This window comes from Pseudomonas fluorescens (assembly GCF_040448305.1).
Taxonomy (GTDB): Bacteria; Pseudomonadota; Gammaproteobacteria; order Pseudomonadales; family Pseudomonadaceae; genus Aquipseudomonas; species Aquipseudomonas fluorescens_BH.
The window spans coordinates 3,036,700-3,058,768 of record NZ_CP148752.1 but is presented as its reverse complement, the minus strand read 5'-3'; the positions used below and the strand labels follow the sequence as shown (position 1 = coordinate 3,058,768).

Below are 22,069 nucleotides of genomic sequence, written 5' to 3'. Positions count from 1 at the left end.
CCATGCTGAATGTGACGCAACCATCGCGAGCAAGCTCGCTCCCACAGGGATTGCGCTATCGGCTATCGCTCACCTCAAGCTGCCCATCCCAGCCACCTCCCAACGCGGCAATCAATTGCACGCTGGCTATCAAGCGGCTTTGCAACAGGTCCAGGTTGCTGCGCTCATTGCTCAGTGCCGCCGCCTGGGTCACCACCACATCGATGTACGCGATCAAACCGGCCTTGTACTGGTTCTGGGTCAGGCGCAACGATTCCCGGGCGGCATCAAGTGCCTGTTGGCGCACGACGGCTTCGTCCTGAAGCACCTTGAGCTGCACCAGGAAGTTTTCCACTTCGCGGAAGCCGTCCAGCACGGTCTGGCGATACTTGGCCACCGTTTCGTCATAGGCCGCTTCACTGCGGTCGACTTCCGCCGAGCGCTGGCCGCCGTCGAACAGGGTCATGGCCAATTGCGGTCCGACCGACCAGAAGCGGTTCGGCAGGCTGATCCAGTTGGAATAGGTGCTGCTGCTGTAGCCGCCGTTCATGTTCAGGGTCAGGTCGGGGTAATAGGCAGCCTTGGCCACACCAATGTTGGCGTTGGCGGCCATCACCGAGCGCTCGGCCGAAGCGATGTCCGGGCGACGCTCCAGCAACTGCGAAGGCAGTGCCTGCGGTACTTGCGGTAACTGCGGAATGTCCTGGCTTTCCGCCAGGCTGAATTCTGCCGGCGGCAAGCCGATCAGCACGGCAATGGCGTTCTCGAACTGGGCGCGTTGCCAGATCAGGTCGATCATATCGGCTTCGGTGCCTTTGAGCTGTGTCTGGGCCTGGGCCACCGCGTCCTTGCCCGATACGCCTGCGCGGTACTGGTTCTCGGTCATCTTCAACGAACGCTGATAAGCCTCGACCGTGTCCTCGAGCAAGCGTTTCTGGCCATCGATCACGCGCAGTTGCAGGTAATTCTGCACCAGCTCCGACTGTTGACTCAGGCGCATCGCGGCCAGATCGGCAAAGCTTGCCTGAGCATTCGCGGTGTCGGCTTCGAGGCCACGGCGCAGCTTGCCCCACACATCCGCTTCCCAACTGACGCCCGCCTGGGCCGAGTACGTGTCGCGAATACCGCTGGACGAACTGCTCAGGCTGGAGCTGCTGCTGCCGGTGCCCTGGCTTGAACGGTTCTTGCTGACATTCAGGTCCACCGTCGGGAAAAATGCCCCCCGTGCGCTGCGCACCAAGGCCTGGGCCTGGCGGTACTGCGCTTCGGACTGGGCGACGGTCTGGTTGGCGCTGTTGAGTTTTTCGATCAGGTCGTTGAGCTGCCGGTCGCCATACAACTCCCACCACGCACCACGGGCCAGGGCATCGCTCGGATTCGCCTGACGCCAGCCTTCTGCGGCCTTGTACTGCACCGGCTCGGCGGTTTGCGGGCGCTGGTAATCCGGGCCGACGGCGCAGGCACTGAGCATCGCCACGCACAGTGACAGGCTCAACACACGCGAGCCTCGAGCCGTGATCAGCGGTGCAGCCAGGTTGAAAAGCGAACGTTCAGTCATAGCGGAGTTTCCAGAGCAGCATCGGTACGCACCCCACGCCATTTATTGAAGCGATGGCGCAGTTTGTCGAGATAGAGGTAAACCACCGGGGTGGTGTAAAGCGTCAGCACCTGGCTGAAGATCAGCCCGCCGATGATGGTCAGGCCCAGCGGCTGGCGCATTTCCGCCCCTTCGGCGCGGCTCAGCAGCAACGGCAAGGCACCGAGGATCGCCGCCAGGGTGGTCATCAGAATAGGTCGCAAACGTTGCAGGCAGGCGCTGCGAATCGATTCCAGCGGTGCCATGCCCTGGTGACGTTCCAGTTGCAACGCCAGGTCGATCATCAGGATGGCGTTTTTCTTCACTACCCCAATCAGCAGGAACAACCCGAGCAACGAGATCAGGCTGAATTCGCCACCCAGCACATAGATCGACAGCAACGCGCCGACCCCGGCTGACGGCAAGGTCGAAAGGATCGTCAGCGGGTGAATGTAGCTTTCATACAACACACCCAATACCAGATACACCGCCACCAGTGCCCCCAGAATCATCCACGGCTGACTTTTTTGAGTCGCCGCGAACGCGTTGGCTGTGCCGGCCATTTTCGCGATCACGTCTTCCGGCAGGCCGACCTTGGCAATCGCTCGTTCAATGGCGGCACTGCCCTGCTCCACCGTCACGCCTTCGGCCATGTCGAAGGCAATGCTTTCCGAAGCAAACTGGCCTTCGTGGCTGACCCGGTCGTTTTCCAGGCTGTTTTCGTAATGGGCGATGGTCGACAGCGGGATCCGTGCGCCGTCAGCGGTGATCACCTGAACCTGCTTCAGGGTGATCGGGTCCTGGGCGTACTTCGGATTGACCTCCATCACCACCTGATACTGGTTGAGGCTGTCGTAGATGGTCGATATCTGCCGCTGGCTGTAGGCGTTGTTCAGCACCGCGGTGACCATGTCCATGTCGACACCCAGCCGCTTGGCCTGGTCACGGTCGACGATCAGGGTCACTTGCCGCGCGCCCCGGCCTTCCCGCGCATCGATCGCCGTCAGCTCCGGCAAGGCCCTGAGCGCGGTGACGACTTTCGGATACCACTCGCGCAAGGCCCCCAGATCCCCGCTCTGCAGGATGTACGAGTATTGCGAGGTGGTCTGCTCGCGACCGCCACCGAATTGCAGGTCCTGGTCCGCCATGAGCATCAGTTGTGCCCCGGGAACCTTGGGCATTTCCTTGCGCAGGCGTTCGATGACTTTCTGCGCGGAAATGTTACGTTCCTTGATCGGCTTGAGGCGCACCAGCATGAAGGCGTTGTTGGTGCCGTTGTTGCCGCCAATGAACCCGGCGACGCTTTCTACCGCCTCATCCTTCAACACCGCACGGCGGAATATCTCCATCTTCGGCTGCATCACACTGAACGACAGGCCGTCGTCGCCGCGCACGAAACCGATCAGCTGACCGGTATCCTGCTGAGGCAAAAATGTTTTAGGAACAACTACATACAGCGCAATGTTCACACCAATTGTCACGAACAGACTGAGCAAGGTCAGACGCTTGTGGCGCAGTACCCAGTCGAGGCTGGTGGCGTATTTGCCGACCATCCAGTCGTTGGTCCGACGGCTCCAGCGTTGCAGGCGGTTCTCCTGCCCCGGCGTGTGCGGCTTGAGCCAGCGGGCGCAGAGCATCGGGGTCAGGGTCAACGACACTAACAGCGAGACCACGATGGCCGCCGCCAGGGTGATGGAGAATTCGCGGAACAGGCTTTCAATGATCCCGCCCATGAACAGGATCGACAGGAACACCGCCACCAGCGACACGTTCATCGACAACAAGGTAAAACCGACTTCCTGGGCACCCAGGTACGCGGCCTGCATCGGCCGCACGCCTTCGTCGATGTGCCGGGAAATGTTCTCCAGCACCACGATGGCATCGTCCACCACCAGCCCGGTGGCCAGGATCAGCGCCATCAGCGACAGGTTGTTCAGCGAAAAGCCGTAGAGGTACATCACGGCAAAGGTACCGACCAGCGACACCGGCACCGCCAGGGTCGGGATCAGCGAGGCGCGGAAGTTACCGAGGAACAGGAAAACCACCAGAATCACCAGCGCCACGGCGATCAGCAGGGTCATTTCCGCTTCGTGCAACGTCGCCTTGATCACCGGCGAGCGGTCCATGGCCAGGTTCAGCTTGACGCTGGCAGGCAGCACCGCCTGCAACGCCGGCAACTGCGCCTTGATCTCGTTGACCGTCTCGATGATGTTGGCGCCGGCCTGCCGGTTGATCACCAGCAGCACCGCCGCGTCATCGTTGAAGAAACCGCTGTTGTAGCGGTCCTCGACGCCATCGCTGACCTTGGCCACATCCTTCAGGCGCAGGGCCGCGCCACCGTTGTAGTGAATGATCAGCGACTCGTAGTCCTTGGCTTTTTCCAATTGGTCGTTGGCCTGGACCTGCCACAGCCGCTGATCGTCTTCCACCGAGCCCTTGGGCCGGCGCACGTTGGCATTGGCGATGGTATTGCGCACATCGTCCAGGGCCACGCCGTACTGGTTCAGCGACTGTGGTTCGAGTTCGATACGCACTGCCGGCAACGAACTGCCACCGATCTGCACCTCGCCAACACCCTGCACCTGGGACAGGCTCTGGGACAGAATCGTCGAGGCCAGGTCATAGAGCTGACCTTTTTCCAGTACATCGGACGTCAGCGACAGCACCATGATCGGCGCCTGGGACGGGTTGACCTTCTTGTAGGTCGGCATGCTGCGCATCCCGCTCGGCAACAGGGTGCGCGAAGCATTGATCGCCGCCTGCACTTCCCGCGCCGCGCCATTGATGTCGCGGTCCAGGTCAAATTGCAGGATCACCCGGGTCGAGCCCTGACTGGAGCGGCTGCTCATGGTGTTGACCCCGGCAATGCTGCCGAAGGAGCGTTCCAACGGCGTGGCCACGGTCGACGCCATCACCTCGGGACTGGCCCCGGGCAGGCTGGCCTGGACCACGATCACCGGAAAGTCCATTTGCGGCAGCGGCGACACGGGCAGCAAACCGAAGCTCACGCCGCCCAGCAGCATGATCGCCAGGCTCAGCAACATGGTCGCGACCGGGCGCTTGATGAAAGGTCCCGAAAGATTCATGGCTGCTCTACCGCTTCCACGGACTCAGGCTTGCGGCCCCAGCGCCGACCGAGACGATCGAAATACAGGTAAATCACAGGCGTAGTGAACAGCGTCAGAATCTGGCTCAGCAACAGGCCGCCGACCATCACCAGACCCAGCGGCTGGCGCAGTTCCGCGCCGGAACCGGTGGCCAGCATCAACGGCACGGCACCGAACAATGCCGCCAGGGTGGTCATCAGGATCGGCCGGAAACGCAGCAAGGCCGCCTGATAGATCGCCGTCTGCGGGTCCATGCCCTGGTTGCGCTCGGCGTCGAGGGCAAAGTCGATCATCATGATCGCGTTCTTCTTCACGATGCCGATCAGCAGAATGATGCCGATGATTGCGATCATGCCCAGGTCGTTGCCGCTGAGGATCAACGCCAGCAAGGCGCCCACCGCCGCCGACGGCAGGGTCGAAAGAATGGTGATCGGGTGGATGTAGCTCTCGTAGAGCACGCCCAGCACGATGTACATGGTCACCACCGCCGCCAGGATCAGCAGCAAGGTGCTCGACAACGAAGCCTGGAACGCCTGCGCCGCGCCCTGGAACTGGGTCTGCACGCCAATCGGCATGCCGATGTCCTTCTGCACCTGCTCGATGATCTCGACCGCATGCCCCAGCGCCACGCCGGGCGCCAGGTTGAAGGACATCATCACCGCCGGGAACTGGCCGATGTGGGTGATCGCCAGTTGCGCCTGGCGCTCTTCGATATGCGCCAGGCTGGACAGACGCACCTGACCGCCACCGGTGGTCTTGACGTGAATCTGGTTCAACGCATCCGGGCCGATTTTCTCGCCGGACTGCGATTGCAGCACCACGCGGTACTGACTGGCCTGGGTGTAGATCGTGGAAATCTGCCGCTGACCGAAGGCGTCGTACAGCGCATCAGTGATGTTCGACACCGACACACCGACCCGCGACGCCGCATCGCGGTCGATCACCAGGTAGACCTGCAAGCCCTTGTCCTGCAAATCGCTGGCGACGTCGGTCAATTCCGGCCGGTCGGCCAGGGCCTCGACCAGACGCCCGCTCCACAGGCTCAGCAACTCAGAGTCCGGCGACGACATGCTGAACTGGTACTGCGTGCGGCTGACCCGGTCTTCGATGGTCAGGTCCTGCACCGGCTGCATGAACAGGCGGATGCCGACCAGTTTGTCCAGTTCCGGTTGCAGCCGGGCAATCACTTGCGTGGCGCTCAGGTCGCGGTCGCGGTGCGACTTGAGGTTGATCAGCAACCGACCGCTGTTGAGGGTCGAGTTGTCGCCATCCACGCCAATGTAGGAGGACAGGCTCTCGACCGCCGGGTCGGCCAGGATGACCTTGGCCAGTTCCTGCTGGCGCTCGCTCATGGCGGTGAAGGAAATCGATTGCGGCGCTTCGGATATGCCCTGGATGACGCCGGTGTCCTGCACCGGGAAGAAGCCCTTGGGCACCACCATGTAGAGGAATACCGTCAGCGCCAAAGTGCCAATGGCCACCATCAAAGTCAGCGGCTGGTGCTTGAGCACCCACTGCAACTTGCGTCCGTAGGCGGCGATCATCCAGTCGATGAACGCACCGCTGGCACGATAGAAGCGGCCCTGCTCTGCTTCCTTGGGTTCACGCTTGAGCAACCGCGCGCACATCATCGGCGTCAGGGTCAGGGAAACCACCAGGGAAATCAGGATCGCCACCGCGAGCGTGATGGCAAACTCGCGGAATAGCCGCCCGACCACGTCCGCCATGAACAGCAGCGGAATCAGCACGGCGATCAGCGACAACGTCAGGGAGATCAGGGTGAAACCGATCTGCTTGGCGCCCTTGAGCGCCGCGTTCAGAGGGCTGTCGCCTTCTTCGATGTATCGGGAAATGTTCTCCAGCATGACGATCGCGTCGTCCACCACGAAACCGGTGGCGATGGTCAGGGCCATCAGGGTCAGGTTGTTGACCGAGAACCCCGCCAGATACATCACGCCGAACGTACCGATCAGCGACAGTGGCACGGCCACCGACGGAATGATCGTGGCGCTGGCGCGACGCAGGAACAGGAAGGTGACCATGACCACCAGGGCGATGGCGATCAGCAATTCGTGCTGCACATCCTTGACCGAGGCGCGGATGGTCTGGGTGCGGTCGGTCAGCACCACCACGTCGAGGCCGGCCGGCAGGTTGTCGGTGATGCTCGGCAACAGTGCCTTGATCCGGTCCACCACCTCGATCACGTTGGCGCCGGGCTGACGCTGGATGTTCAACAGCACGGCCTGGTTCTCGTTGGCCCACGCAGCGAGCCGCTCGTTCTCGGCACCGTCGACGATTTCCGCCACGTCCTTGAGGCGCAACGGTGCGCCATTGGCGTAGGCCAGGATCAGGTTGGCGTAGTCCTTGGGTGAGGTCAGTTGATCGTTTGCATCGAGCATCGAGACCCGGGTCGGGCCGTCGAAGTTGCCCTTGGGCTGGTTGACGTTGGAGGCGCCGATCAGGGTGCGCACATCCGACAGGTTCAGGCCATTGGCGGCCAGGGCTTCCGGATTGACCTTGATGCGCACAGCCTGGCGTTGGCCACCGGCAATGCTGACCATGCCGACGCCGCTGATCTGGGCAATCTTCTGCGCCATGCGGGTATCGACCAGATCGTTGAGCTTGGGCAACAGCATGGTCTTGGAGGTGATGGCCAGGGTCAGCACCGGCGTATCGGCCGGGTTGACCTTGTTGTACACCGGCGGTGCCGGCAGGTCCTTGGGCAACAGGTTGGTCGCGGCGTTGATCGCTGCCTGCACTTGTTGCTCGGCCACGTCCATGTTGATGTCGAGGCTGAAACGCAGGGTCAGCACCGACGCCCCGCCGGAACTGGTGGAGGCCATTTGCGTCAGGCCGGGCATCTGCCCGAACTGCCGTTCAAGCGGCGCGGTCACCGCACTGGTCATGACATCCGGGCTGGCGCCGGGGTACAGGGTCATGACGCGAATGGTCGGGTAATCGACCTGGGGCAATGCCGACACTGGCAGCAGCCGATAGGCGATGACGCCGGCCAGGATAATGGCCAGCATGCTCAGCGTGGTGGCTACCGGGCGAAGGATGAACAGCCGCGAGAGATTCATGCGCCGCCCTTTTTCGCCTTGTCAGTGGTCGCAGGCTCAGCCGCGTTGACCGCCGACCCGCCTTGCAGGTGTTCGGTTGGCGTGGTCGGCACGTCCTGGCTGTCGTTGACCACCTCCACGTCGCTGCCGTCCTTCAGGCGGTCGGTGCCTTCCAACACGACCCGGTCGCCCGCGGACAGGCCTTCGGTGACCACGGTGTTCACGCCGTCACTGGCGCCGACTTTCAACTGACGGATCTTGACCTTCTTGTCACCGTCCAGGGCATAGGCGAACGTGCCGTTGGTGCCGAACTGGATCGCGGCGGAAGGCGCCAGTACTACGTCTTTGAGGGTGTCGGCCAGCAGGCGCACGTTGACAAACTGGTTGGGGAACAGCGACTGATCGCGGTTCTCGTAACGGGCCTTGAATTTCAGGGTGCCGGTGGTGATGTCGATCTGGTTGTCCAGGCTCTGCAGCACGCCAGTGGCTTGCAATTTGGTATCACCGCGATCCCAGGCTTCAGCCGGCAGTTTAGCGCCGCTGCGATAACGGGCCAGCACGGTGTCGAGGCTGTTTTCCGGGAGAGTGAAGGCCACGCTGATCGGTTGGGTCTGGGTGATGATCGCCAATGCGGTGGTGTCGTTGGCCGCGACCAGGTTGCCGACGTCCAGTTGACGCAGGCCGACGCGACCGGTGATCGGTGCGCGGATCCGGGTGAATTCGAGATTGAGCTTGGCGTCGTTGACCGCTGCCTGATTGGTCTTGACCGTGCCCTGGAATTGACCGACCAGCGCCTCGGCGGTGTCCAGGGTCTGCTTGGCAATACTGTCTTCGCGGTACAGGCCGCGATAGCGCTCGACGTCGACCTGGGCGTTTTTCAGCTGCGCCTGATTCTGCAGCAAGGTGCCCTCGGCCTGGAGCAAGGCATTCTGGTAAGGGCGCGGGTCGATTTCGGCGAGCAGGTCGCCGGCCTTGACCATCTGCCCTTCTTCGAAATAGATCTTGACCAGCTCACCGCCGACGCGGCTGCGGACATTGATGGTGTTCAGCGCCGTGACCGTGCCCAGCGCCTTGAAATACAGCGGGAAATCACCCTTGACCGCCGGCGCCACTCGCACCGGTACCGGTCCGGACGCGCCACCGAATCCAGGTCGCATTCCGCCTGACCTGCCGGTTTGCCCGGCGACGGCTTTCTGCCCCGCAGCCTCTTTGGGTGCAGCGCTGCCGGGCCAGAATTTCCAGCACAGGCCAGCGATGACCAACAGGACAAGCAGGCCGAACAGCCAGCGACGGGGACTACGGGAAGCGGAGGATTGCATTGAGTGATCAACCATTGGGCGCGTGGGCTTTTTTACATGAGGCTGAACGATAAGCACTGGCGGGTTTTAAGCAAAGCGCCTTTACCGGCAATTTACCTTTGGCTTACGTAACAGGAGTTTTGTGTAAGACACTGAAGCACAAATGAAAACGGCCTGGACAGAGCCAGGCCGTTAACAATTGTAATGGAGCTAACTTACTTGAGAACAGCAAGTGCCGCTTCGTAGTTCGGTTCGTCAGCGATTTCACCAACCAGCTCGCTGTGCAGCACGTTGTCATTTTCGTCCAGAACCACGACGGCACGGGCGGTCAGGCCTTTGAGCGGGCCGTCGGCGATGGCAACGCCGTAGTTCTGGATGAACTCGGCACCGCGCAGGGTCGACAGATTCTGTACGTTTTCCAGGCCTTCGGCGCCGCAGAAGCGGGCTTGGGCGAACGGCAGGTCAGCGGAGATGCACAGAACAACGGTGTTCGCCACGTCGCTGGCCTTGGCGTTGAACTGGCGCACGGAAGTGGCGCAGGTCGGGGTATCAACGCTTGGGAAGATGTTCAGCACTTTGCGCTTGCCGGCAAAATCTTTCAGGGTGACGTCGGACAGATTGCCGGCAACCAGGGAAAAGGCTGGCGCCTTGGAACCGGCTTGTGGCAGTTGGCCGTTGACTTGAACCGGGTTGCCTTTAAGAGTGACTTGAGCCATGAACGGAGTCCTTCTGAACGTTGTGGTGGAGAATTTTGACGAGGCCGAAGTTAACCACGAAATTGTCCTACGACCTATGGTCAAACATAAATTGTCATGTAACAGGGCACAAAACTGGATACAACCCACAAACCTGTGGGAGCGGGCTTGCTCGCGAAAGCGCAATGTCATTCAACATCGCTGGTGTTTGATCTGACGCCATCGCGAGCAAGCTCGCTCCCACAGGGTTCGTGTGTCAGCCGAACAAGTCGGTAAAAGTACAGAGTACGCCCTCACCCGCCGCTACCCGATGTTCATGACGAAAGGCACGGGACACGTCATCGACGAAAACTTTTGTTAATACTCTGTCGAATTGCTCCACCGTCGTTCGACTACAAATCGAGCCACTCAACTGCAACGGAGACAAGACCATGCGATTCATGATCATCATCAAGGCCAGCCAGGATTCCGAAGCCGGTGTCATGCCCAGCCAGGAACTGCTGACGGCCATGGGCAACTACAACGAAGAACTGGTCAAGGCCGGCATCATGCTCGCGGGCGAAGGCCTGCACCCGAGCAGCAAGGGCGCACGGGTAAAATTTTCCGGTGACAAACATACGGTAATCGACGGCCCCTTCATCGAAACCAAGGAACTGATTGCCGGTTTCTGGTTGTGGAAAGTGAAGTCCAAAGAAGAAGCCATCGAATGGGTCAAGCGCTGCCCCAACCCGATGCCGGGTACCGAGGCCGAGATCGAGATTCGCCAGGTGTTTGAAGCCGAAGATTTTGGTGACGAGTTCACACCAGAACTGCGCGAGCAGGAAGAGCGGGTTTGGGAGCAAGCAAAGAAGAATTGAGATGCACTGACTGAACCGGCTGTTTCTTCAGTTTCCTGTGGGAGCGAGCCTGCTCGCGAAGAGGTCGTCACATTCAACACTTATGTTGACTGACAGGCCGACTTCGCGAGCAGGCTCGCTCCCACACTGACTAGATAGCGGTTTAACTTATTCTGGTAAGCCTTTGATCTGTATCTACTTTTTATTACACGAAATTAACAAAAAACTACACACAAAACGAAAGAATTAAGCCATTCAACTGGATAACCCGTGGTTAGCTGCTAACTTCATCCGACGAGTCCTACAGGCTTGATCGGAAAGGGATTACGCAGTCACGGCCAAAGATAACGGCCGTATGCCCAATCAGCCACCAGGGAACCGGGGGAATAATGTCTAAGAAATTGGGGAAGTACGCCTTTGTCCGGGTGACTTCGCTCGCACCTGCTTTTTGTGCTCACGCGGATAACGCCGAGACGGCCAACGATGGCCCCGAATGACTTTATCGGTGTCCCGCAATTACTGCGCGTCACCCTCCCCGTAAGCACCCGTCCCGATCCGCATAACGGTTACAGCACCGGCATCGGCAACCTGAACCTGTTCGATATTTTCCTGCTCAAGACTGAAGGCGTGCAGTTGGGCGTCGGCCCGCAAATTACCGCGCCGACCGCCGACCGCAAAGGCGACGGCTTGCCACAGTTCACGCTGTACACCGGGATCAACGTCACCTTCGGTAAATAAGGACTTTTATATGCACGGTGCAATTCGCACAGCCGGTTTCAGCCTGATGGCCCTGTTCGCCAGCTGCGGCGTGGGCGCCCAGGAACTTGATACTCGCATCGGCAAAATTGCCATGGAAGGCGAACTGCCAGCCCACGAGTCGATCGCCAGGCTCTACGCCGAACTGGATTTCCAGCAGGCCACCCAGAGTTATCTGTGGGCTTTGCCACTGGTGTCCTACGCCCAGTGGCAGGAAGAATTCCGCGACAAACTGGGTGCCCATAACGGCGACCTGATGGTGCTCAACAGTTACGAAGACAAGCTCGGGGTGATCACGGCCAACGCCACCACGCCGTATATCCTCGGGTTTGTCGATCTCAACGAAACCGGGCCGCTGGTGATTGAACTACCGCCAGGCCCGACTGCCGGTGGCGTGGGCGATTTCTGGCAGCGGGCGATCATCGACATGGGCCAGACCGGCCCGGACAAAGGCAAGGGCGGCAAGTACCTGGTATTGCCACCGGGTGCCGAGCCGCCAGCGGATGCCCATAAATACTACCTGGCCAAATCCGAAACCATGAATGTGCTGGTGGGCTTTCGTGTGCTTGATCCAGACCCGGCCAAGGGCAAGGCGCTGGTCGAGCAATTCAAGATGTACCCGTATGCCAAGCGAGCGGAGCCTGCCAGAACCAGACTGCTGTCTCCCGGTGGTAAAGCCTGGTCCGGCACCCAGCCTCGTGGCCTGGCGTACTGGCAGCGCTTGCACCAGATCATCCAGAAGGAACCTGTCAACGAGCGCGACCGTTTCTACATGGCCATGCTGGCCAGCCTGGGTATCGAGAAGGACAAGCTGTTCAACCCCAATGACAAGCAACGCGCGGCCCTGGAACAGGGTGCACAGGTCGGTGAACTGATCGCCAAGGCCAACACCTTCGCCAAGCGTTTCCCCAATGCCCGATTCTGGCCGGACCGGCAATGGGACAGCGTGCTGAACATCACCGATCCGTCCCAGCGCGTGGCCTATTACGACCAGTTGTGGGAGCGCAGCGCCTGGTTCTACGAGGCGGTGACCAACACCAAAGGCATGGTCTCGAAAACCCCGGGGCTGGGCCAGACCTACCTCGGCGCCTACACCGACAGCAAGGGCAACTGGCTCGACGGCGGCAAAAGCTATCGCCTGCACGTCGGCGCCAACCCGCCGGCCAGGCAGTTCTGGTCGATGACCGTATACGACATCGACAGCCGCTGCCTGATCGACAACCCGCAGCGCAAGGCCGACCTGTCGTCCCGTCAGGACTTGAAGAAAAACGCCGACGGCTCGGTGGACCTGTACTTCGGCCCGACCGCGCCAAAAGGCTTTGAGGACAACTGGGTGCAAACCCTGCCGGGCAAACACTGGTTCAGCTACTTCCGTCTGTATGCGCCGACAGAAACCTATTTCGACAAGAGCTGGAAACTCGATGACATCACGGCTGTGCAATGACGCCGAACGTTCAATAAGGGATGTATATGAATCACCGCATTTTGTTCACCGGCCTTGCGCTGACCCTCAGCACCAGCGCCTGGGCCGACTTCACCGCCACCCCGGACGAAGCCCGGGCCATTGCCAGGGAGGCCTACTTGTACGGCTTTCCGGTGGTGGAGATGTACAAGACGCTCTACACCCAGGCCGTGGACAAGAAGAGCCCGAACTTCAAGGCGCCGTTCAATCAGATCGGCAACACCGCCAAGGCCTTCACTGCCAGGGACACCGCGTTTGTCACGCCGAACGCCGACACGCCCTACTCCTTTGTCTGGATGGATTTGCGCGCCGAGCCACTGGTACTGACCCTGCCGCCCATCGAAGAGCATCGTTACTACTCGGTGCAACTGATCGACGCCTATACGCAGAACTTTGCGTACCTGGGCACCCGCAGCACCGGCAACAACGGCGGGCATTTCATGATCGCCGGGCCCAACTGGCAGGGCCAGCAACCGCTGAACATCGACCGTTTGCTGCGCAGTGAAAGCAACATCGCCTATGCGCTGTACCGCGCACAACTGTTCGATGAGAAGGATCTGGCCAAGGTCAAGCAGATCCAGAAGGGCTACAAGGTTGAAACCCTGAGTCATTACGACAAACACAAGGCGCCGGCCAAAGACCTGCAAAGCAATTGGCTGCCGGCACCGAACGGACCCTTCTACGGGATATTGCGCCTGTATTTGCCAAAACCGGAAGTCAGCAACGGCGAATGGAAAATGCCGCTGTTGAACCCCGTCAATCAAAAACAATAAGTGGAGTCAGTCATGATCAGGCCTTTCGTAGTGCGCCCCCTGTTGTTGGCGCTGTGCATGGTCAGCGGCAGCCCGTTGGTACTGGCGGCTGAAGGTGGTGTCGGACGGCCGATTACCGGCCAGCAGGTGTTCTCCAATGCCGGGATCGTGCCCCCGGAGCCGGGTTGGGTCATGTCCCTGACCAGCATCTGGTATGACGGTGATCTCAAGGGCAACGCCCAGGTGCCGATCGTCGGTGCCCTGAGTACCGGGCTGGACATGAAAGTGTCCTACACCATGGCCAACTTCACCCATGTCTGGGACACCGGCAAGGGTCGCTGGAATTACGCCTCGGCCATTGGCGTTCCGGTGCAGTACACCGACATCACCGCGAGTATCACCGGCCCTCGCGGCAGAACCCTCGGTTCTTCGGACACCGGCACCCAGTTCGCCGACATGCTGGTGACACCGATTGCCGCCGGTTATCACTTCGACGAACTCAACCACATCGCGTTCTCGCTGCCGATCTACGTGCCCACCGGCGCCTACAACGACGATCGCCTGGCCAACCCCGGGCAGAACAACTACACCTTCATGCCGACCGTGGCGTTCACTCATCTGGACGGCAAGGGCGGCGAATTCACGCTGTCGAGCGGCCTGGAGTTCTACACCGAGAACGACGCCACCGATTATCGCAACGGCAACATCTACACCCTCGATGCACTGTGGACCCACGGCTTTGGCAATGGCTGGAACGCCGGCATCGCAGCCGGCTACATCCAGCAAATCACCGATGACTCGGGGTCCGGCGCCGACAGCGGCTTCCGTGGGCGCTCCGTGGGTGCCGGCCCGACAGTGGGCTGGACCGGCAAGTTCGCCGACGCCCAGGCCAACTTCAATGCGCGCTGGGTGCCGGAATTCGACACCAAGAACCGCCCTGAAGGCAATGGATTCAGCGTCAACATGACCCTGGCGTTTTTCTAGGAGACCGCATGAGCGCACTCAACGACCTCAACGCCCTGCAAGCCAGCATCGCCGAAGCGGTGCTCGGGCAGGACCAGGTGATCCGGCAGATGCTTGTCGGTTTGCTCGCCAACGGGCATTTGCTCCTCGAAAGCCTGCCCGGCCTGGCCAAGACTCGCACGGTCAAGTCACTGGCCAGACACCTGGACGCGAAGATGAGCCGCATCCAGTTCACCCCGGACCTGCTGCCGTCGGACATCACCGGCGCCGAGGTGCTGCATCAGGTCGAAGGCAAGAACGAAATCCGCTTCCAGCCAGGCCCCCTGTTCGGCAACCTGATCCTCGCCGACGAAATCAACCGTGCGCCGGCCAAGGTCCAGGCGGCGTTGCTCGAAGCCATGGAAGAACGCCAGATTACCGTGGCCGGCAACAGCCATGCGCTGCCGGAACTGTTCATCGTGGTCGCCACCCAGAACCCGATCGAACAGGAAGGCACGTACCCGCTGCCGGAAGCACAGATGGACCGTTTCCTGATGAAAGTGCTGCTCGATTACCCGAGCGCGGAAAACGAAAGCCAGGTGCTGCGCCTGCTGCGCGAAGAAGAACAGGCCCTCGGCGCCAAAATCGCTGCCGTGCAGGGCTTCTCCCTGTCTCAGGACGTGGTGTTCGCCGCACGCCGTGAAGTCAGCGCCGTGCACGTTTCTCCGGCCATCGACCGCTACCTGATCGACCTGATCAATGCCACTCGCCACCCGGCCGATTACGACGCCGACCTCGGGCGCTGGATCAGCATCGGCGCCAGCCCCCGCGGCGGCATCGGCCTGGACCGTTGTGCCCGGGCCGACGCGTGGTTGCAGGGCCAGGATTTCGTTTCTCCGGACAACTTGCGCGCCGTGGTGCACCCGGTGCTGCGCCATCGCCTGCAACTGAGCTACGACGCGGTGGCCGATGGCGTCAGCGCCGATCAGGTGCTCGACCGTCTGCTCGATAAAGTGGCGATTCCTGCCTGATGTCCATGAACAGCGTCGACGGCCTGGTGTATGTCTCTCTGGCGCAACTGATGGCCCTGGAGTTCAAGGCTCGCGACCTGAGTTTTCTGGCGCGTCAGCCCCAGGGCAGCATCCTGGCCGGCAACCACGCTTCGCGTTTGCGTGGCCGGGGCCTGAACTTCGATGAACTGCGGCGCTATCAGCCGGGGGACGATTTGCGTCACCTCGACTGGCGCGCGTCCCTGCGCACCGGCAAACCGGTGGTACGGACATTCACCGAAGAGCGCGACCGCCCGACCCTGATCCTCGTAGACCAGCGCATGTCGATGTTCTTTGGCTCGCAACGCAGCTTCAAATCCGTCGTCGCCGCCGAACTCGGCGCCCTGGCGGCGTGGATGGTGTTCAACGCCGGCGACCGCGTCGGTGGACTGGTCTTCAACGATCAACGCATCGACAGCATCGCCCCGCTGCGCAGCCGCAAACGGATCGAAGCGCTGTGCAGCCGCATCGCCGAGCAGAACCAGGCACTCAATGCCGCCAACCCGGACACCGAAGGCGAAGACCAGCTCGACAAGGTCCTGCAGCACTGCCTGGCCGTGGCCGGTCACGATCACTTGATCTGCATCGTCAGCGATTTCGCCGGGGCCGGCGAACGCACCTTGCAACTGATGCGGCAACTGGCGGCGCACAACGATGTGATTGCCATGCAGGTCTACGACCCGCTGGCGCTTAACCTGCCGAAAAACGGCCGCGTGCTGATCACCCAGGGGCAATTGCAGGTGGAGCTGGCGGTGGATCGGCAACAGGTGCATCAGCCGCTCGGGGATTTTCTCAGCGGGCGGCTCAAGGACGTCGCGACCTTGCTGCGCCGCAGTCAGGTGCCGTTGATGATGTTCAGCACCGCTACAGAAGCCCACGAACAACTGCGTACCGAACTGGGCAAGTTTGCCGGAGGACGCCGATGAACCCCGCTATCCCGAGCATCGACCAACTCAAGGAAATGGCACTGCCGGCGCCAGTCAGTTATGCACCGCAAACCTGGGGTTGGTGGGCGTTGCTGGCGCTGTTGATCGTTACGCTGGTAGTGCTTGGTGCGCGGCGATACTGGCAATGGCGGCGCGATCGTTATCGGCGCGAGGCGTTGGTGCGGCTGGAGGAATTGCAGCAGCGCAGTAATGACCTGAGCGCGTTGCGTGAGCTTCCAGAATTGCTCAAGCGCGTGGCCCTTTCAATGCCCTCCGGTTGGAACACAAAACCTGTGGGAGCGAGCCTGCTCGCGATAGCGTCAGGTCAGTCGACACCACCTTTGAATGTCATGGCCTCATCGCGAGCAAGCTCGCTCCCACAGGGGTCTCCTGCGGCGTTGGGGAAAGAGGACTGGCAGGCATTTTTGCAGCGGCACAGTAAACAACCCCTACCCGCCGACTTCAGCCAACAACTGTCGCTGCTGGCCTACGCCCCCGACGCAACATTGCGGGCCATGCCGATTGAACAGCGCCAGCAGCTGTTCAGCACCTGCAAAACCTGGGTGGAGCGTCATCATGTGGCAGCTTGATTACCCCTGGCTGTTGATCCTGCTGCCGCTGCCGTGGCTTGGCTATCGCTATCTGCCCGATTACCGTGAGGCGCGCAGCGCCGTGCGTGTACCGTTTTTCGCGGCGATGAGCCGTGCTGTCGGCCAGGCCCCGAGCCAGGCCGGCACCCGCAACAACCGCTGGCAGTTGCTCCTGAACCTGCTGGTCTGGACGTTGCTGCTGGTGGCGGCGAGCCGGCCGGTGTTGGTGGAAAAACCCATCGAGCGCCAGCAGCCGGTGCGCGACCTGATGCTGGCCATCGACATTTCCCAGTCGATGGAAACCACCGATTTCACTGACGCCAACGGCCAGAAGATCAATCGCCTGGCCGCGGTCAAGGAAGTGGTGCACGGGTTCATCGACAAACGTAAAGACGATCGGATTGGACTGATCGTGTTCGGCACCGGTGCCTATCCGCAGGCGCCGTTGACCCTCGACCACGCGAGCCTGTCACTGCTGCTGGACGACACCGGCATCGGCATGGCTGGCCCCAACACCGCTATCGGCGATGCCATCGGGTTGAGCCTGAAACTGCTGGACCAGGCCCGTGAGCAGGAAAAAGTGCTGATCCTGCTCACCGACGGCAACGACACCAGCAGCGCCATCACCCCGGATCACGCGGCCGCCATGGCCGCGGCCAAAGGCGTGGTGATTCACACCATCGGCATCGGCGACCCGAATGCCGAGGGCGAAGCCAAGGTCAACCTGCAAGGCTTGCAGGAGATTGCCCACGCCACGGGCGGACGCTTCTTCCGCGCCGAAGACCGCAACGCCCTGGATCAGGTCTACAGCACCCTCGACAAGCTCACCCCGCATCAGGTGAAAACCCTCAGCCACCAGCCCAAACGCGATCTGTTCTGGTGGCCGCTGGGCGCTGCCATCGCCCTGCTCGCGCTTTATCACCTGGGCGCCCTGCTGCTTCCACGGCTGATGCTCGCCCGTCAACGGCAGGAGGCCTGACATGGACATCAACCTCAGCGACTTCCATTTCCTGCGCCCCCTGTGGCTGCTGCTCGCAGTGTTCGGCGCATTGCTGCCATTGCTGTGGCGGCGCAACCAGGACCTGCAACGGCGCTTGCGCAGCAACATCGCCGCGCACCTGCTGCCGCATCTGCTGATCACCCCGCAAGACCGGCAACGCCTGCGTCCGGTGCATCTGGTGTGTGCGCTGCTGGTGCTGGGCGCCATCGCCGCCGCCGGGCCGACCTGGGAGCAGGACCGGCCGGACTTTCTGGAAAACCGTGCGCCGCTGATCATCGCCGTCGACCTGTCGCCCTCCATGGACGCCAGCGATGTTCCCCCCAGTCGCCTGGAAGCGGTCAAGCACAAGCTCCATGACTTGATCCAGCGCCGCGCCGGTTCACGCAACGCCCTGATTGCCTACGCCGGCAGCGCGCATCTGGTATTGCCCGCCACCGACGACCCGGCGCTGCTCGATACGTTCATTCAGGCCCTGAGCACCGACCTGATCAACAAAGCGGGGAAAAATGTCAGCGCGGTCATCGATCAGGCCAAGCGCCTGCTCGCCACCGAGAAAACACCTGGCACCCTGCTGCTGATCACCGATGGCGCCGACACCTCGGCACTGGCCGGGCTGGACAAGCAACTGGCGGACAGTGCACTGCAAGTGCTGATACTGGCGGCTGGCAGCAGCGACGGCGGGATCATCCGCGATGCCAGCGGCCAGCCACGCACCGACAGCAACGGTCGCCCGCAAATGGGCAGCTTCGATCAGGGCGCCCTCAAGCAACTTGCATCGTCGATGGATGCGCCGCTGGGCAGCCTGACCCTCAACGATGACGACCTGGACTGGATCGAACTGCACGCCGAGCAGCACTTCCAGTCAGCCAGTGATGAACAGCGCGAACTGCACTGGAAGGACGCCGGTTACTGGCTGTGTTGGCCGCTGTTGCTGATCGCTTTCTTCAGCATACGCAGGGGCTGGAACCTGAACTGGATCGCCGGACTATTGCTGGCGGTGGGACTGGGCTTGCAACCGGCGCCGGCACAGGCCAACGCGCTGACCGATGCCTTTTTCACCCGCGACCAGCAAGGTCGCTGGGCCTTCGAGCATGAGCACTACCCTCAGGCGGCGGCGCTGTTTGTCGATCCGTACTGGAAAGGCGTGGCCGCCTACAACGCGGCCGATTTCGACCTGGCACTGGCCAGCTTCGCGCGGCTCGATACACCGCAGGCGTACTTCTACCTGGGCAACATCTACGTGCGCCGCTTCAAGTTCGATCAAGCCATCGCGTCCTATACCCAGGCGCTGAAATTGCAGCCGCAATTCCCGCAAGCCACGGCGAACCTGGCCCTGGCCATTGCCTTGCAAAAAGACACCGAAAGCGCCGAGAAAAACACGCCAGAGGTCAAACCCGACGAGATCAAGATGGATAAGGCGCCGGGTAAAGGCCAAAGCAAAAAGGTAGAGACCCAGCAAGCGGCCTCGGATGAGCAATGGTTGCAGAACCTCACCACATCGCCGGCGAAATTCCTCAAGCAGAAATTCAGTCTGCAGGATCAGGCGGGGGCCAAGCCATGATCGGTCTGAAAGTCCGAGTCGTGGCCTTCGCGAGCAGGCTCGCTCCCACATTTGATCCAGGCGCACCACAAATCCCTTGTGGGAGCGAGCCTGCTCGCGAAAGGGCCCGACCACTCACCACAACACTCGGCGCCCTGCTCATTGGCCTGATCAGCCTCAACACATTCGCCGCCGACCCTCAGCTGAAAGTCCAGGCCAGCCTGCAACCCGCCACCCAGGTCATGGTCGGCAGCCTGGTCGAGTTACAACTCGATGTCTTCACCGACTCCTGGTTCACCAGCGCCCCCACCCTGCCCGACCTGAAACTGCCCGGCGCATTGGTGATGCCACCGGACGGCCATGCCCAGCACATCAACCAGACCTTCGATGGCCAATCCTTCAGCGGCATGCGCTACAGCTACCTGATCACCCCGAACCTGGCCCAGGGCTTCGACATTCCGGCACTGACGGTACAAGCCACACCGGGTCAGGCCAGCCACGCACTCAGCGCCCAAAGCCAGCCTTTGCATTTCAACGCCGCGCAACCACCGGGGTTTCAGCCTGGTGAGGCGGTACTGGTGGCCCAAGGCCTGCGGTTTACCCAGAAGACCGTCAACTCGGCCACACCGCTGAAGGTCGGCGACAGCATCACCCGGGAACTGACCTTGCAGGCCGACGGTGCCCTGGCCATGGCACTGCCGACACCAACGCTGGACGACATCAAGGGTCTGAGCCGCTACCCGAAGGCGCCACAAATCCACAATCTGGACGACGGTCGCGGCAACTTCAATGGCGGCCAGCGCATCGACAGCGTGACTTATCGAATCGACACCGAAGGTCACTACAGCCTGCCCTCCGTCGAACTGAAATGGTGGGATGCCAGCAGTCAGCAAACCCGCACGGCCACGGTGCCTGCCGTGACCTTCGACGCGGCGGCCAACAGCGCTTACAAGCCGGTGTTTTCAATCACCGAAGACCTGAAAAAACTCGGCCAGCACAATCGCCTGCACCTTTCCGGGCACTGGTTCGGGCTATTGGCACTGGTGTTGGCGGTGGTGGCACTCGGCTGGTTCAGTCGCCCGCTCGTACGCCGCGCGCACCTCATGTGGCAAGCCCGACGCCACGCCCGACACGCCGCCTGGCTCGAGTCCGCCGACTATGCGTGGCGGCAGATCCCGGCACAAATCGAAGGCAAACCGGCGCAACTCAGCGCCCTGTACCTGTGGACCCGACGCAGCCGCCACGGCCTGAAACTGACCGGCCTCGGCCCGCGCCTGCAAACCTTCCTGCGGGCCTGCTATGGCCGCGAACCGGACAAAGAACAGGCGCTGCGCCAAATCGGGGAATCCTTGTCTACGCTGCATAGTCAGGCCGGGCGCAATAGAGAATCAGTCGTCTCTGCTCTTCATCCGCTCAACCCCGTTCACGAGAAGGACTTGCCATGACGAACTCGATATCGCTACGCCATCATCGCGCATTCAGTTTCCTGCTGACCCTGGCCTTGAGCCTGCCGCTGCTGGTGCAGGCCGCCGAGCCGCTGCCCTCCTGGAACGACGGGCCGTCGAAAAAGCAGATCATCGAATTCGTGCAGACAGTCACCGATCAAAACAGCAAGGACTTTGTAAAACCCGAGGAGCGCATTGCCGTGTTCGATAACGACGGCACCTTGTGGAGCGAGCAGCCGATGTACTTCGAGTTGCTGTTCGCCCTGGAAGAAGTCAAGCGCACCGCATCGCAGCACCCGGAATGGAAAACCACCCAGCCGTTCCAAGCGGTGCTGGAAAACGATCACAAGGCCCTGGCTGCCAGCGGCCTTGAGGGCATGATGAAAATTTTCGGTGCCACCCACACCGGGATGACCACCGAAGCCTTCGATGACTACGCCAAGACCTGGCTGAGTCAGGCCCGCCATCCGAAAACCGGCAAGCCGTACACCGAGATGATCTTCCAGCCGATGCTGGAAATGCTCGACTACTTACGCGGCAAGGACTTCAAGACCTACATCGTCTCCGGCGGCGACACCGGGTTCATGCGCGCCTTCGCCGAGAAGGTCTATGGCGTTCCGCCCGAGCAGGTTATCGGCACGACCTTCGTTACCACCTTTGATTACAAGGATGGCAAGGCGTCGATCCTGCGCACGCCGAAACTGGCGCACAACGACGATGGCCCGGGCAAACCGGTCAGCATCGACGCGGTGATCGGTCGTCGGCCAATCCTCGCCTTCGGCAACTCCGACGGCGACCTGCAAATGCTCCAGTGGACCGCAGCCGGTCCCGGCAAACGCTTCATGGGCCTGGTGCATCACACCGACGCCAAACGCGAATGGGCTTACGACCGACAGTCACAGATCGGTCGCCTGGACAAGGCCCTGGACGAAGCAAACAAACGTGGCTGGACGGTCGTCGACATGGCATCCGAATGGCGTCGAATCTACCCGTTCGATGCCGCCACACCTGAGCAAGTGCAATAAAAAGACGTAATGCAGGACCGCAATAAACGTTT

Annotated in this window: 16 protein-coding genes and 1 pseudogene; 12 read left to right on the top strand and 5 right to left on the bottom strand. The window is 61.3% G+C overall.

From position 1 onward, the window contains the following. Positions 1 to 55: 55 nt before the first annotated feature. The 5 genes from WHX55_RS13830 to tpx all read right to left on the bottom strand — a co-directional run bounded on the left by WHX55_RS13830 (position 56) and on the right by tpx (position 9,735). Positions 56 to 1,537, bottom strand: coding sequence for an efflux transporter outer membrane subunit (locus WHX55_RS13830; RefSeq protein ID WP_353742900.1), 1,482 nt, complete (start codon positions 1,535 to 1,537; stop codon positions 56 to 58). Further along, positions 1,534 to 4,641, bottom strand: coding sequence for an efflux RND transporter permease subunit (locus tag WHX55_RS13825; RefSeq protein WP_353742899.1), 3,108 nt, complete (start codon positions 4,639 to 4,641; stop codon positions 1,534 to 1,536). The genes WHX55_RS13830 and WHX55_RS13825 overlap by 4 nt, the downstream gene beginning before the upstream one ends. Beyond that, positions 4,638 to 7,742, bottom strand: a complete 3,105-nt coding sequence (locus WHX55_RS13820; RefSeq protein WP_353742898.1) for an MdtB/MuxB family multidrug efflux RND transporter permease subunit — start codon at positions 7,740 to 7,742, stop codon at positions 4,638 to 4,640. Before WHX55_RS13820 ends, WHX55_RS13825 begins: the two co-directional genes overlap by 4 nt. Continuing rightward, complete coding sequence (locus tag WHX55_RS13815; protein ID WP_150724023.1) at positions 7,739 to 9,055, bottom strand: MdtA/MuxA family multidrug efflux RND transporter periplasmic adaptor subunit; 1,317 nt, start codon at positions 9,053 to 9,055, stop codon at positions 7,739 to 7,741. Before WHX55_RS13815 ends, WHX55_RS13820 begins: the two co-directional genes overlap by 4 nt. Positions 9,056 to 9,234: 179 nt before the next feature. Beyond that, entirely contained in the window at positions 9,235 to 9,735 is a 501-nt protein-coding gene (gene tpx / locus WHX55_RS13810) for a thiol peroxidase (protein WP_103393591.1), read from the bottom strand. A 410-nt stretch (positions 9,736 to 10,145) separates the two neighbouring features. Here tpx and WHX55_RS13805 point away from each other — a divergent pair, with 410 nt between their 5' ends. The 12 genes and pseudogenes from WHX55_RS13805 to WHX55_RS13750 all read left to right on the top strand — a co-directional run bounded on the left by WHX55_RS13805 (position 10,146) and on the right by WHX55_RS13750 (position 22,037). Further along, positions 10,146 to 10,571: a YciI family protein gene (locus WHX55_RS13805; protein ID WP_353742897.1), complete on the top strand. Its 426-nt coding sequence runs from the start codon at positions 10,146 to 10,148 to the stop codon at positions 10,569 to 10,571. A gap of 368 nt (positions 10,572 to 10,939) precedes the next feature. Next, a pseudogene (locus tag WHX55_RS13800) lies at positions 10,940 to 11,219 on the top strand (hypothetical protein); the annotation flags it as partial. A 79-nt stretch (positions 11,220 to 11,298) separates the two neighbouring features. Further along, positions 11,299 to 12,750 carry a DUF1254 domain-containing protein gene (locus WHX55_RS13795; RefSeq protein WP_353742896.1) on the top strand — a complete coding sequence of 484 codons (1,452 nt, stop codon included), beginning with the start codon at positions 11,299 to 11,301 and terminating at the stop codon, positions 12,748 to 12,750. 26 nt (positions 12,751 to 12,776) lie between these two features. Further along, complete coding sequence (locus WHX55_RS13790; RefSeq protein WP_353742895.1) at positions 12,777 to 13,541, top strand: DUF1254 domain-containing protein; 765 nt, start codon at positions 12,777 to 12,779, stop codon at positions 13,539 to 13,541. Between the two features lie 12 nt (positions 13,542 to 13,553). Beyond that, the gene (locus WHX55_RS13785) at positions 13,554 to 14,504 is read left to right on the top strand and encodes a transporter (RefSeq protein ID WP_353742894.1); all 951 of its coding nucleotides are present in this window, start codon (positions 13,554 to 13,556) and stop codon (positions 14,502 to 14,504) included. An 8-nt stretch (positions 14,505 to 14,512) separates the two neighbouring features. After that, a complete protein-coding gene (locus WHX55_RS13780) occupies positions 14,513 to 15,493 on the top strand; it encodes a MoxR family ATPase (RefSeq protein WP_353742893.1) in 981 nt (326 codons plus the stop codon). A 5-nt stretch (positions 15,494 to 15,498) separates the two neighbouring features. Then, positions 15,499 to 16,437: a DUF58 domain-containing protein gene (locus WHX55_RS13775; RefSeq protein WP_353743049.1), complete on the top strand. Its 939-nt coding sequence runs from the start codon at positions 15,499 to 15,501 to the stop codon at positions 16,435 to 16,437. Beyond that, positions 16,434 to 17,027, top strand: coding sequence for a DUF4381 domain-containing protein (locus WHX55_RS13770; protein WP_353742892.1), 594 nt, complete (start codon positions 16,434 to 16,436; stop codon positions 17,025 to 17,027). Before WHX55_RS13775 ends, WHX55_RS13770 begins: the two co-directional genes overlap by 4 nt. Beyond that, entirely contained in the window at positions 17,014 to 18,006 is a 993-nt protein-coding gene (locus WHX55_RS13765) for a VWA domain-containing protein (protein WP_353742891.1), read from the top strand. The genes WHX55_RS13770 and WHX55_RS13765 overlap by 14 nt, the downstream gene beginning before the upstream one ends. A gap of 1 nt (position 18,007) precedes the next feature. Beyond that, a complete protein-coding gene (locus tag WHX55_RS13760; protein ID WP_353742890.1) occupies positions 18,008 to 19,588 on the top strand; it encodes a VWA domain-containing protein in 1,581 nt (526 codons plus the stop codon). Then, positions 19,585 to 21,012 carry a BatD family protein gene (locus WHX55_RS13755; protein ID WP_150758143.1) on the top strand — a complete coding sequence of 476 codons (1,428 nt, stop codon included), beginning with the start codon at positions 19,585 to 19,587 and terminating at the stop codon, positions 21,010 to 21,012. The genes WHX55_RS13760 and WHX55_RS13755 overlap by 4 nt, the downstream gene beginning before the upstream one ends. Continuing rightward, a complete protein-coding gene (locus WHX55_RS13750) occupies positions 21,009 to 22,037 on the top strand; it encodes an HAD family hydrolase (protein ID WP_150758144.1) in 1,029 nt (342 codons plus the stop codon). The genes WHX55_RS13755 and WHX55_RS13750 overlap by 4 nt, the downstream gene beginning before the upstream one ends. Positions 22,038 to 22,069 lie beyond the last annotated feature (32 nt).

Bases quoted from the DNA above. Each gene is read 5' to 3' on its own strand.
- WHX55_RS13770 (WP_353742892.1), top strand. From the start codon at position 16,434: ATGAACCCCGCTATCCCGAGCATCGACCAACTCAAGGAAATGGCACTG.
- WHX55_RS13815 (WP_150724023.1), bottom strand. From the start codon at position 9,055: ATGGTTGATCACTCAATGCAATCCTCCGCTTCCCGTAGTCCCCGTCGC.
- WHX55_RS13755 (WP_150758143.1), top strand. From the start codon at position 19,585: ATGATCGGTCTGAAAGTCCGAGTCGTGGCCTTCGCGAGCAGGCTCGCT.
- WHX55_RS13765 (WP_353742891.1), top strand. From the start codon at position 17,014: ATGTGGCAGCTTGATTACCCCTGGCTGTTGATCCTGCTGCCGCTGCCG.
- WHX55_RS13760 (WP_353742890.1), top strand. From the start codon at position 18,008: ATGGACATCAACCTCAGCGACTTCCATTTCCTGCGCCCCCTGTGGCTG.
- WHX55_RS13780 (WP_353742893.1), top strand. From the start codon at position 14,513: ATGAGCGCACTCAACGACCTCAACGCCCTGCAAGCCAGCATCGCCGAA.
- WHX55_RS13750 (WP_150758144.1), top strand. From the start codon at position 21,009: ATGACGAACTCGATATCGCTACGCCATCATCGCGCATTCAGTTTCCTG.
- WHX55_RS13795 (WP_353742896.1), top strand. From the start codon at position 11,299: ATGCACGGTGCAATTCGCACAGCCGGTTTCAGCCTGATGGCCCTGTTC.
- WHX55_RS13825 (WP_353742899.1), bottom strand. From the start codon at position 4,641: ATGAATCTTTCGGGACCTTTCATCAAGCGCCCGGTCGCGACCATGTTG.
- WHX55_RS13790 (WP_353742895.1), top strand. From the start codon at position 12,777: ATGAATCACCGCATTTTGTTCACCGGCCTTGCGCTGACCCTCAGCACC.
- WHX55_RS13775 (WP_353743049.1), top strand. From the start codon at position 15,499: ATGAACAGCGTCGACGGCCTGGTGTATGTCTCTCTGGCGCAACTGATG.
- WHX55_RS13805 (WP_353742897.1), top strand. From the start codon at position 10,146: ATGCGATTCATGATCATCATCAAGGCCAGCCAGGATTCCGAAGCCGGT.
- WHX55_RS13820 (WP_353742898.1), bottom strand. From the start codon at position 7,742: ATGAATCTCTCGCGGCTGTTCATCCTTCGCCCGGTAGCCACCACGCTG.
- WHX55_RS13830 (WP_353742900.1), bottom strand. From the start codon at position 1,537: ATGACTGAACGTTCGCTTTTCAACCTGGCTGCACCGCTGATCACGGCT.
- tpx (WP_103393591.1), bottom strand. From the start codon at position 9,735: ATGGCTCAAGTCACTCTTAAAGGCAACCCGGTTCAAGTCAACGGCCAA.
- WHX55_RS13785 (WP_353742894.1), top strand. From the start codon at position 13,554: ATGATCAGGCCTTTCGTAGTGCGCCCCCTGTTGTTGGCGCTGTGCATG.